This window comes from Tabrizicola sp., from assembly GCF_036781545.1.
GTDB lineage: Bacteria > Pseudomonadota > Alphaproteobacteria > Rhodobacterales > Rhodobacteraceae > Tabrizicola.
The window spans coordinates 1-11,424 of record NZ_DAIQAT010000112.1; the positions used below are offsets into that span (position 1 = coordinate 1).

The 11,424-nt window shown below is 68.7% G+C and carries 11 protein-coding genes; 4 read left to right on the plus strand and 7 right to left on the minus strand.

Features of this window, described 5'->3' with window-relative positions:
• Positions 1-57: 57 nt before the first annotated feature.
• From V7Q39_RS14870 to V7Q39_RS14890, 5 genes are read right to left on the minus strand one after another with little or no spacing between them, the layout of a single operon-like run.
• Complete coding sequence (locus tag V7Q39_RS14870; RefSeq protein WP_333817389.1) at positions 58-1,194, minus strand: acyl-CoA dehydrogenase family protein; 1,137 nt, start codon at positions 1,192-1,194, stop codon at positions 58-60.
• Between the two features lie 53 nt (positions 1,195-1,247).
• On the minus strand, positions 1,248-2,051 hold the full coding sequence (locus V7Q39_RS14875) for an enoyl-CoA hydratase family protein (protein ID WP_443082528.1): 804 nt from the start codon (positions 2,049-2,051) through the stop codon (positions 1,248-1,250).
• 20 nt (positions 2,052-2,071) lie between these two features.
• Positions 2,072-2,500 (minus strand): MarR family winged helix-turn-helix transcriptional regulator, encoded by a 429-nt coding sequence (locus tag V7Q39_RS14880; protein ID WP_333817391.1) that lies wholly within the window; start codon positions 2,498-2,500, stop codon positions 2,072-2,074.
• Positions 2,497-3,234, minus strand: a complete 738-nt coding sequence (locus V7Q39_RS14885; protein WP_333817392.1) for an SDR family NAD(P)-dependent oxidoreductase — start codon at positions 3,232-3,234, stop codon at positions 2,497-2,499. Before V7Q39_RS14885 ends, V7Q39_RS14880 begins: the two co-directional genes overlap by 4 nt.
• Complete coding sequence (locus V7Q39_RS14890; RefSeq protein ID WP_333817393.1) at positions 3,231-5,516, minus strand: bifunctional salicylyl-CoA 5-hydroxylase/oxidoreductase; 2,286 nt, start codon at positions 5,514-5,516, stop codon at positions 3,231-3,233. The genes V7Q39_RS14885 and V7Q39_RS14890 overlap by 4 nt, the downstream gene beginning before the upstream one ends.
• A 108-nt stretch (positions 5,517-5,624) precedes the next feature.
• Here V7Q39_RS14890 and V7Q39_RS14895 point away from each other — a divergent pair, with 108 nt between their 5' ends.
• The 4 genes from V7Q39_RS14895 to V7Q39_RS14910 are packed head-to-tail and all read left to right on the plus strand — an operon-like array spanning position 5,625 to position 9,829.
• The gene (locus V7Q39_RS14895; RefSeq protein WP_333817394.1) at positions 5,625-6,380 is read left to right on the plus strand and encodes an enoyl-CoA hydratase-related protein; all 756 of its coding nucleotides are present in this window, start codon (positions 5,625-5,627) and stop codon (positions 6,378-6,380) included.
• Entirely contained in the window at positions 6,377-7,504 is a 1,128-nt protein-coding gene (locus V7Q39_RS14900) for a 3-hydroxyacyl-CoA dehydrogenase (RefSeq protein ID WP_333817395.1), read from the plus strand. Before V7Q39_RS14895 ends, V7Q39_RS14900 begins: the two co-directional genes overlap by 4 nt.
• Positions 7,501-8,676 (plus strand): acetyl-CoA C-acyltransferase, encoded by a 1,176-nt coding sequence (locus tag V7Q39_RS14905; RefSeq protein WP_333817396.1) that lies wholly within the window; start codon positions 7,501-7,503, stop codon positions 8,674-8,676. The genes V7Q39_RS14900 and V7Q39_RS14905 overlap by 4 nt, the downstream gene beginning before the upstream one ends.
• A 52-nt stretch (positions 8,677-8,728) precedes the next feature.
• Complete coding sequence (locus tag V7Q39_RS14910; RefSeq protein ID WP_333817397.1) at positions 8,729-9,829, plus strand: hypothetical protein; 1,101 nt, start codon at positions 8,729-8,731, stop codon at positions 9,827-9,829.
• Here the strand turns inward: V7Q39_RS14910 and galE are convergent, their stop codons facing one another.
• Both galE and V7Q39_RS14920 read right to left on the minus strand, forming a co-directional pair.
• Positions 9,830-10,816: a UDP-glucose 4-epimerase GalE gene (gene galE / locus V7Q39_RS14915; protein WP_333817398.1), complete on the minus strand. Its 987-nt coding sequence runs from the start codon at positions 10,814-10,816 to the stop codon at positions 9,830-9,832.
• Positions 10,817-10,831: 15 nt separating this feature from the next.
• A partial coding sequence (locus V7Q39_RS14920; RefSeq protein ID WP_333817399.1) for a calcium-binding protein occupies positions 10,832-11,424 on the minus strand: 593 nt, incomplete at its 5' end.

Sequence of the window (11,424 nt, forward strand, 5' to 3'; positions counted from 1 at the left end):
AGACGATCCCCGCCGGGTCGCAATGGTTGAACTCGATCTGGATCAGGCGCTCGTAGGTCATCCCAGAATGCTCCGCGCGATGATGATGCGCTGCACGTCGCTGGCGCCCTCGTAGATGCGCAGCGCGCGGATTTCACGGTAGAGGCTTTCGACCGCGAAGCCCTGCCGCACCCCGTCCCCGCCGTGCAACTGCACCGCCATGTCGATCACCCGCTGCGCGGCCTCGGTCGAGAACAGCTTGGCCATCGCCGCCTCCCGGCTGACCCGCGCCGCGCCCTGGTCCTTGGTCCAGGCCGCCCGATAGACCAGCAGGGCCGAGGCGTCGATCTCCAGCGCCATGTCCGCCAGATGCCCCTGCACCAGTTGCAGCTCGCTCAAGGCCTGCCCCTGAATGCGGCGCGACTGTACCCGCGCCAGCGCCTCGTCCAGCGCCCGCCGCGCAAACCCCAGCGCCGCCGCGCCGACGGTGGACCGGAACACGTCCAGCACCGACATGGCGATCTTGAACCCCTCGCCGGGCTTGCCGATCAGCGCGGCCTCGGGCAGCACCACATCGCTCAGCCGCAGATGCGCCAAGGGATGCGGCGCGATGACCTCGATCCGGCTCACCACCTCCAGCCCCTTGGTCGTCGCCGGCAAAAGGAAAGCCGACAGCCCCTTCGCCCCCGGAGCCTCCCCGGTCCGCGCGAAGATCACATAGACATCGGCGATCCCGCCATTCGAGATATAGGTCTTCTCGCCGTTCAGCCGCCAGCCGCCCGGCACCCGCTCCGCCAGGGTCGCGGTCGCCGCCACGTCCGACCCCGACCCCGGCTCGGTCAGCGCAAAGCCTGAAATCGCCTTCCCGGTCCGCGTCCGCCCCAGCCACTCCCGCTGCGCCGCCGTGCCGAACAGACTGACCGCCCCCATCCCCAGCCCCTGCATGGCAAAGGCGAAATCCGCCAGCCCATCGTGCCGCGCCAGCGTCTCGCGGATCAGGCACAAGGAGCGTACATCCAGCCGCTCCCCCTCGCCCGCGCCGGAATGCGTCAGCCAGCCGCCCGCGCCCAGGGCCGCGACCAGCCCCTTGCAGGCCGCATCCACATCGTCATGCGCAACCGGCAGGCTGGCCGCTGCCCAGGCGTCCAGTGCCGCCGCCAACTCGCGGTGGCGAGGCTCGAAGAACGGCCAGTCAAGGAAACTCGTGTCGCTCATTTCATCTTTGCCCAAATATCCCGGGGGTCCGGGGGCTGGCCCCCGGTCCGCCCTCAGTCCCCCGCGAAGACGGGTTTCTCTTTCGCGACGAAGGCCCGGTAGGCCCGGTCAAAGTCCTTCGTCTGCATGCAGATCGCCTGAGCCTGAGCCTCGGCCTCGATCGCCTGTTCCAGCCCCATGTTCCATTCCTGGTTCAGCTGGGTCTTGGTGATCCCATGCGCAAAAGTCGGCCCCGCCGCCAGCCGCTGCGCCAGCTTCATCGCCTCCGCCTCCAGCACCTCCGCGCCGTGCAGGGCGTTCCAGAAGCCCCAGCGTTCGCCTTCCTCGGCGCCCATCACCCGGCCCGTATACAGAAGCTCCGCCGCCCGCCCCTGCCCGACGATCCGCGGCAGCATGGCGCAGGCGCCCATGTCGCAGCCGGCGAGGCCGACCCGCGTGAACAGGAAGGCACATTTCGCCGCCGGCGTCGCCAGCCGCAGGTCGGACGCCATTGCGATGATCGCCCCGGCCCCCACCGCGACGCCATCCACCGCAGCGATGATCGGTTTACCGCAGGAAATCATCGCCTTGACCAGATCGCCGGTCATCCGGGTAAAGGCCAGGAGATCCTTCATCGGCAGCCCGATCAGCGGCCCGATGATGTCATGCACATCGCCGCCCGAGCAGAAATTCCCGCCGTTCGAGGCGAAAACCACCACGTCCACATCCGTCGCATAGACCAGCGCGCGGAAGGTGTCGCGGAGTTCCGCGTAGCTGTCGAAGGTCAGCGGGTTCTTCCGGTCGGGACGGTTCAGCCGGACCACCGCGATGCGGTCCTTCACCTCCCACAGGAAATGCTGCGGCTTCAGGCCTGCCATCTCGCTTCCCGACACAACGCTCATCGTCCCATCCTCTTCAGGATCGCCGTCATCTGGTCCAGTTCCTCGTCGCTCAGCCCGCCGAACAGGCGCGCGACCTCGGCCTCGTGCCCCTCGGCCATCGTCTCGAAAGCCGCGGTTCCCTCCCGTGTCAGCGCCACATGCACTGTTCGCCGGTCCACCTCCGAGGGGGTGCGCCGGACCAGCCCGTCACCCTCCAGCCGGTCGACGACCGCCGTCGCATTGCCGTTCGACACCAGGAGCATCCGGGAAAGCTCGCTCATCGTCACTCCCTCGCGGCGGCGATACAGCGCGGCCATCACGTCGAAACGCGGCAGCGTGGTGTCGTGCTTTACCCGCAGGTACTCGCGCAACCCGTTCTCCGCCGTCCGGGTCACGCCCAGAAGCCGGATCCACATCTTCAACCGCCGCTTCGATCCCTCGCTCACACCTCGCCCCCCGAGATCGTGAGGCAGGCCCCGTTCACGCCGCCCGCCGCGTCCGACGCCAGATACAGCGCTGCCGCCGTCACTTCCGAGGGCTGGTAAAGCCGCCCCTGCGGGCTGAGACCCTCCAGCGCTGCCCGCGCCTCGGCCAGGCTTTTCCCGGTCTTCTCGGCGATCACCTGCACCGAATGCTCGGTCATCGGCGTGTCCAGGAACCCCGGACAGATCGCATTGACCGTGATCCCCTTCCGCGCCACTTCCAGCGCCAGCGACCGCACCAGACCGATCACCCCGTGCTTCGCCGCGGCATAGGGCGCCACCTTGGCATAGCCCTTCAACCCTGCGGTCGAGGCCACGGCGATCAGCCGCCCCTCGCCGCGGAACTGGCCAAGCGCCTCGCGGAAGGTCAGGAAGACCCCGGTCAGGTTCACCGCCAGCATCGCGTTCCACTGGGCTAGCGTGGTCTTCGCCATCACCCCGCTGTCCGCCGCGCCCGCATTGGCGATGACGATATCGCAAGGCCCCGCCTGCCGGAACATCGCCGCGACCGAGGTTTCGTCGGTCACGTCCGCTTGCACCCAGCGCGCGCCCATCGGCTCGGCAACCGCCTTCAGCGCCTCCGCCCGGCGACCCGCGATCACCACCTCCGCCCCCGCCTCGGCAAAGCCGCGCGCAAGGTCGGCGCCCGCGCCCGAGCCGCCCCCCGTGATCAGCACGCGCCTGCCGGAAGGATTCATACCCGGATCACCTCTTGCGCCCGCGCCTGCAACCGCAGCGCCTGGTCGCGGCCGTTGAGATAGGGGTTCGGCCAGAACACCGCCTCATCCCCCGCCTTCACCGCCGCATGCAGCGTCCAGTAGGGATCGGCCAGATGCGGCCGCGCCAGCGCCACCAGATCCGCTCGCCCTGCCAGAAGGATGCCGTTCACCTGATCCGCCTCGGTGATGTTGCCCACCGCGATGGTCGCAAGCCCCGCCTCGTTGCGGATCCGGTCGCTGAACGGGGTCTGGAACATCCGGCCATAGACGGGCTTGGCATCGGTCGAGGTCTGCCCGGCGCTGACGTCGATGATATCGGCCCCGGCGGCGGCGAATGCCTTGGCGATCTCCACCGCCTCCTCCGGCGTCACGCCGTCGTCGCCCACCCAGTCATTCGCCGAAATCCGGACCGACATCGGCTTGTCCTCCGGCCAGGCTGCCCGCATCGCCCGGAACACCTCCAGCGGAAAGCGCAGCCGGTTCTCCAGGCTGCCGCCATACTCGTCGCTGCGGATGTTCGATTTCGGGCTTATGAACGACGAAATCAGATAGCCATGCGCCGCATGAAGTTCGATCATGTCAAATCCGGCGCGCTCGGCCATGCGGGTCGAGGCGACGAACTGGTCGCGCACCATATCCATGTCCGCCCGCGTCATCGCCTTCGGCACCGCGTTGCCCTTGCTCCACGGGATCGCACTGGCGCTCATCGTTTCCCAGTTGCCTGAAGCGAGCGGAGCATCCCCCTCCTCCCAGCCAAGCTGCGTGCTGCCCTTCCGCCCCGAATGTCCGATCTGGCAGCAGAGCTTCGCCTTGGTCTCGGCATGGACGAAATCGCCCAACCGCTTCCAGGCCACCTCATGCTCCGGCGCATACAGACCCGGACAGCCCGGCGTGATCCGCCCTTCCGGCGAGACGCAGGTCATCTCGACATAGACCAGCCCCGCGCCGCCCTTCGCCCGCTCGGCATAATGCGCGAAATGCCAGTCGGTCGGGCAGCCGTCCACCGCCTTGTACTGCGCCATCGGCGACACGACGACCCGGTTCTCCAGCCGCACCCCGCGCAGCTGGAACGGCGCGAACATCGGCTGGCGGCCCGCCTGTCCCCCGGCCTGCGACTGGAACCAGTCCTCGGCCTTGCGCAGCCAGTCCGGGTCACGCAGCCGCAGGTTCTCGTGGCTGATCCGCTGGCTGCGGGTCAGAAGCGAATAGGCGAACTGCATCGGCGCCATGTCCAGATAGCGCTCGACCCGCTCGAACCATTCCAGGCTGTTCCTCGCCGCCGATTGCAACCGCAACACCTCGACACGGCGTTCGTCCTGATAGCGCTGGAAGGCCGCTTCCATCGTGGGTTCGGAATGCAGGTAATCCGCCAGCGCAATCGCCGAATCGAAAGCCAGCCGCGACCCCGAACCGATGGAATAATGCCCCGTCGCCGCCGCATCGCCCATCAGCACGACGTTGCCGTTGTACCAGCGCTCGCACAGCACGCGCGGGAACTGCATCCAGACCGCCGAGCCCCGCAGGTGGTTGGCGTTCGACATCAGGTCATGCCCGCCCAGATGCTTGGCGAAAATCCGCTGGCAGGTGGCGACGATCTCTTCCTTCGACATGTCGGCGAACCCGGCACGATCCCAAGTCTCGGGCATGCAGTCGACGATGAAGGTCGCGGTGTCATTGTCGAACTGGTAGACATGCGCCCAGAACCAGCCCCACTCGGTCTCCTCGAAGATGAAGGTGAAGGCGTCGTCGAACTTCTGGTGGGTGCCCAGCCAGATGAACTTGACCAGCCGCTGGTCGATATCGGGCTTGAAGACATCGGCATATTCGCGGCGGACCAATGAGTTGATCCCGTCGGTCGCCACCACGAGGTCATAATCCTTGCGGTAATCCTCGGCCGACTTGAACTCGGTCTGGAACTGCAGGTCCACCCCCAGCTCGCGCGCCCGCTCCTGCAGGATCAGGAGCATCTTCATCCGTCCGATCCCGGCGAACCCGTGCCCGCCCGAAACCTGGCGCTCGCCCCGATGCACCACGGCGATGTCGTCCCAATAAGCGAAATTCGCCTTGATCGCCTCGTAGGACTGCGGGTCGTTCTGCTTCATCCGCGCCATGGCGTCGTCGGACAGCACCACGCCCCAGCCGAACGTGTCGTCCGCGCGGTTCCGCTCCAGCACCGTGACCTGATGCGACGGATCGCGCAGCTTCATCGAAATGGCGAAATACAGGCCCGCCGGACCACCCCCAAGGCAAAGAACTTTCACCTGACCCTCCGAGTCCCTGACTGACGGAAGCCTGCCATCGCGATAAAATAATTTCAAGCTTGAAATTTCTAGCTTGAAATTCCGGCGCGGCGATGCAGGATGCAGGGCATGGATCTGATCGTCGAACCGCAGGGCGCCTGGACCCGGCTGGTGCTGAACCGGCCGCAGGCGAAGAATGCGCTGAACACCGCTCTGCTGGCGCAACTGGCGGGGGCGTTGACCGACCTCGCAGGCGATCCCGCCTGCCGCGCGGTTCTCCTCACCGGGGCCGAAGGCAACTTCGCCGCGGGGGCCGACATTGCCGAGATCGAGGGCAAGACCGCCGCCGAAGGCGCTGCCGACCCCCGAAAGGCGCATTGGGCGGCGATCCGCGCCTTCCCGAAACCGCTGGTCGCCGCCGTCGACGGTTTCGCGCTGGGGGGAGGGTTCGAACTGGCGCTGATGGCGGATTGTCTGGTGCTGGGGGCCACGGCACGGGTCGGCCTGCCGGAGACGAACCTCGGCCTGATCCCCGGCGCGGGCGGGGCGCAGCGGCTTCTGTCGCTGGTCGGGCGCGCGCGGGCGACGCGGCTGGTCCTGACCGGGGAAATCCTGCCTGCCGCCACCGCCTATGACTGGGGCATCGCGGGCTGGCTTGGCGAAGGGGCGGCACAAGACATCGCCCGCCCCCTGACCGAAAAGCTCGCCGAACGCGCGCCGCTGGCCCTTGTGGCCGCCAAAGCCGCGCTCGTCGCCGGGGCCGAAGGCGCTCTGGCGCTGGACCAGGAACGCGCCGCCTTCGAGGCGCTGCTGGACACCGCCGACAAGTCGGAAGGCATCCGCGCCTTCCGCGAAAAACGCAAGCCGGGGTTCACCGGCCAATGACCGACCGCCCCACCATCGGCATCGTCGGGTTGGGGACCATGGGCCTCGGCATCGCGCAGGTCTATGCCCAGGCGGGTTTCCCGGTCATCGCGACCGACGCCCATCCCCCCGCGCGCGACAGCGCCCGTGACCGGCTGGCCCAGGCCCTGCAAGCCCGCGTCACCGCCGGAAAACTGGCCGAGGCCGATCGTGACGCCACCCTCTCCCGCCTGACCGTGGCCGCGGACCTGACCGCCCTCGCCCCCTGCCGCCTGATCATCGAGGCCATCGTCGAGAAGCTGGACCCCAAGCAGGCCCTCTTCGCCACGCTGGAGCCCCTGATCGCCCCCGATGCGATCCTCGCCACCAACACCTCCTCGCTGCCGATCCACGCCATCGCCGCTGGCCTCCGGCACCCGGACCGCATCCTCGCGCTGCACTTCTTCAACCCGCCCCCGGCGATGAAGCTTGTGGAACTCGCCCACCATGCGGGCACTTCACCCACCGCCATCGCCCATGCGAAAGACTGGACCGAGGCTGCGGGCAAGACCGTCATCCTTTGCCCCGACCGCCCCGGTTTCATCGTCAACCGCTGCGCCCGGCCCTATTACGGCGAGGCGCTGGCCCTTCTCTCCGAAGGCCGCAGCGCGGCCGAGATCGACGCCGCCATGACCGCCGCTGGCTACAGACTCGGCCCCTTCGCGCTGATCGACCTGATCGGCGCCGACATCAACCTTGCCGCGACCGAGGGGATGTACGGCGCGATGGGAAGCCACCCCCGCTATCTGCCCTTCCCCGCGCTGAAGGCCCAGGTTGCCAGCGGAAACCTTGGCCGCAAGACGGGCAAGGGCTTCGTCTTTCCTGACGGCCCCGCCAGCCCGCCCGCCGATGCCGACGCCGTCGTGCTCCGCATCGAGGCGACCCTTGTCAACGAGGCCCACTGGCTCCTCGCCGAAGGCGGCACCACGCCCGACGGCATCGACACTGCGATGCGTCTTGGCCTCAACTTCCCGCGCGGCCCGTTCGAGGCCCTCGCCCGCCACGGCCGCCAACCCATCCTGACCGAGCTCGCCCGCCTCCGCGCCGCCGCGCCGGACCCCCTGAAACCCCGCTACGACCCCGCACCGGGGCTGGAGGCGAAATGACCGAAGTCTTCCTCTGCGCCCACCGGCGCACCCCCATCGGCCGCTATGCCGGCGCGCTCGCCCCGGTCCGCCCCGACGACCTTGCCACCCGCGTCATCGACGGGCTTCTCGACCTCCACGACGTTCCGGTCGACGAGGTGGTCTTCGGCTGCGCCAACCAGGCGGGCGAGGACAACCGCAACGTCGCCCGAATGGCCACCCTTCTCTCTCGCCTTGGCCCGACTGTCCCGGCGCTGACCGTGAACCGCCTCTGCGCCTCGGGCCTCGACGCGGTGATCACCGCTGCGCGAGTGATCCGCGACGGGGCCGCCGATATCGTCATCGCAGGTGGCGTCGAAAGCATGTCCCGCGCGCCCTTCGTCATGCCCAAGGCAGAGACCGCCTTCGCCCGCGCGCCTGAAATCTTCGACACCACCATCGGCTGGCGCTTCATCCACCCCCGCATGGCGCAGCTCTGGGGCACCGAGGCCATGCCGGAAACCGCCGAAAACCTCGCCGCCGACCATGCCATCAGCCGCGAGGACCAGGACCGCTACGCGCTTCTCTCGCAATCGCGCTACGACGCCGCCTGGCACGCGGCAGACATCCTGCCCGTCACCATTCCCGGCCGGAAGGGTGACACCCTGGTCAGCACCGACGAACACCCGCGGCCCACCAGCCTGGAAAAACTCGCCGCCCTTCCCGCCCCGTTCCGCAAGCCCGGCACCGTGACCGCAGGCAATGCCTCCGGCGTGAACGACGGGGCCGCAGCGGTGATCCTCGCCAGCGCCGAGGCCGTCCGGAAACACCGGCTCACCCCGCTCGCCCGGATCGGCGCCGCCGCCTCTGGCGCGGTGGAACCGCGGATCATGGGCATCGGCCCGGTCGAGGCTGCCCGCCGCCTTGCCACCCGCACTGGACGCACCGCGCAGGATCATGACGTGATCGAGCTGAACGAGGCCTTCGCCGCCCAGGTCCTCGCTTGCACCCGCGCCTGGGGGATGGCGGACGACGACCCGCGCCTGAACGCCCACGGCGGTGCCATTGCCATGGGCCATCCCCTCGGCATGTCCGGCGCCCGCCTTGCCGGGACTGCCGCCCGCCGCCTGGCCGAGACCGGCGGCCGGTCGGCCCTCGTCTCGCTCTGCGTCGGCGTCGGCCAGGGTGTCGCGCTGGAGCTTCTGCCCGCCTGACCTTGCGCCCGGCCAGTCCCACCGGCTAGCCTCGCGCCAAAGGGAGGCCGCCATGACCCACACGCTCACCGCCCGCGGCATCAGCCTCGCCTTCTCCCCGCGCGGCGGCGTGCTGCAACATCTCGAGGTCAGCGACGAGGGCGCGACCATCGCCCCCCTCCACCACGCCCCCTGGTCACCCGACGAAGTGCCCGCTGACGCGCCCCCGCACCAGCGCTGGCTGGCGGGCGACTTCCTCGCCGCCCCCTTCGGTGCCAGCCCCGATGGCCTCCACGGCCTCACCGCCAATGGCGACTGGCGCGTCACCCCCTCGGCCCCGGGCACACTCCGCGCCGTACTGGACGGCGCGGTGCAGGGCGCGACCGTGGTCAAGGAACTGTCGCTCGCCGACGACCACCCCTTCCTCTACCAGCGCCACCTTTTCATCGGCGGCAACGGGTCCCTTCCCACCGCCAACCACGCGATGATCTCGGTCCCGAACGGCGCGAAACTGTCCTTCTCCCGCAAGCGCTGGTGGGAAACCCTGCCCGAACCGCTGGAGACCACGCGGGGCCGCTCGCGCCTCGCCTACCCCCGCCGCGCCGAGGAGGCCGCCGAATTTCCCGCCGCCGATGGCGGTACCGTCAACCTCTACCGCTATCCCTGGGGCGAGGCGCACGAGGATTTCGTCGCCGGAATCGAGGACCCTGCCTCGCGTCTCGGCTGGACCGCCATCGTGCGCCCCGCCGAGGGCGACCTCATCCTCACCCTGCGTAACGCCCGTGCGCTGCCGATGACGATGCTCTGGCATTCCAACGGCGGGCGCGACTATGCCCCCTGGAACGGCCGCCACAAAGCCTGCCTCGGGGTCGAGGAAGGCGCCGCGCTGCCCGTGCTCGGCCTCTCCTCGCAGGAAACCCCCGACCCGCTGACCGCCGCCGGGCAACCCGCGCTCCTGGTGCTCGACCCCCTCGGCACCGTCGAGATACGCCACATCCTCGGCGCGATCCGCTGGCCCTCGGGCCAGTCCGTCGCAGGCGTGATGCTGGAGGGCGACGAGTTGACCGTCACCGGCGATTGGGGGGCCGAGCGCAAGCTGCCGCTCCGCGCCGCCTGGCTCGGGCTCAGCGCCGATGCGGCCCCGCAGAAAAAGCCCGTCGACTGGGATCTCTGACTATTCGGCAAACCCCGGCTTCTGTGCCCAGGCCCATGCGTCGCCGATCATCTGCCGCAGGGACGAGCGCTGCGGCTCCCAGCCCAGTTCCAGGATCGCATGGGTCGAGGACGACACCAGCGCCGCCGCATCCCCCGCCCGCCTTTCGCCGATCACCACCGGCACTTCGCGGTTCGTGACCATCCGGCTCGCCTCGATCACCTCGCGCACCGAAAAGCCGCGCCCCGTGCCCAGGCAGAACACCCCGTCGCCCTTGCCGTCCAGCAGCCGCCGCAGCCCCAGGACATGGGCATCGGCCAGATCGCTTACATGGACATAGTCGCGCACACAGGTCCCGTCCGGCGTCGGATAATCGGTCCCGAACACCGTCAGCGCCGGGCGCTTGCCCGCAACGGCATCCAGCATCAGCGGGATCAGATGCGTCTCCGGCACATGCTGCTCGCCGGCCTCGCCCTCCGAGTCCGCGCCCGCAACGTTGAAATATCGAAAGATTACATGGGAAATCCCGGCTGACTTGCCGAAATCCTTTAGCATTTGTTCAATTGCCAGTTTCGACCCGCCATAGGCGTTGATCGGCCTCTGCGGCGTCTCCTCGGTCAGAAGCACACCGTCCTGATCGCCATAAGTCGCGCAGGTCGAGGAGAAGACGAAGTTCCGCACCCCGGCCGCCGCACAGGCCTCCAGAAGGTTCAGCGCTCCCCCGACGTTCACCCGCCAATAGCGCCCAGGGTCCTGCATCGACTCGCCCACCAGCGACAGCGCCGCGAAATGCATCACCGCCACCGGGCGATGCTCGGCCAGCGCCGCGTCGATGCTGACCCGATCCATCAGGTCGCCCCGGACCAGCGGCCCCCATTTCACCGCCCCCTTCCAGCCGGTCGAAAGATTGTCGAAGACCACCGGCTCGAACCCCGCCCGCGCCAGAGCCTTGCAGGCATGAGAGCCGATATAGCCCGCCCCACCTGTCACCAGCACTTTCACCGCCATAGGGTCTCCGCCTTTTCACACGAACAGAATGTCGCCCAGCAGGAGGTTTGCGTTGAAAATCCCGGCGATGTCCAGCGTGTTCCCCGCCCCGAAGTCGAAGTGCAGGCCGCTCTCCGTCACCTCCGCTCCGGCCAGAATGGCTGCAACGCTCGGATGCGGCCCGTCCCACAACCGCAGATCCAGAACCACCTTGTCCTGAAGACGGGTGAAATCGACGATCACATCCGCCCCGCCGTTGAACACGAAGGTGTCGGCGCCCGGCCCACCCAAGAGGACATCGTCGCCCCCCCCGCCTTCCAGCCGGTCATTTCCCGCACCGCCCTCCAGCCAGTCGTCGCCGTCACCGCCGAGGAGCGTATCATTGCCGTCACCGCCCAGCAGCGTATCCGTCCCCGCGCCGCCTTCCAGCCGGTCGGCATCGGCGCCACCATCCAGCCAGTCGTCCCCATCACCGCCCCAAAGCACGTCCGACCCGCTTCCCCCCAGCAGCACATCATCCCCTGCGCCACCTTCCAGCCGGTCGTTCCCCGCGCCGCCGTCGATCAGGTCCGCTCCCTCGCCGCCGATCAGCGTGTCGTTGCCCGCGCCGCCGATGAGCGTGTCATCCC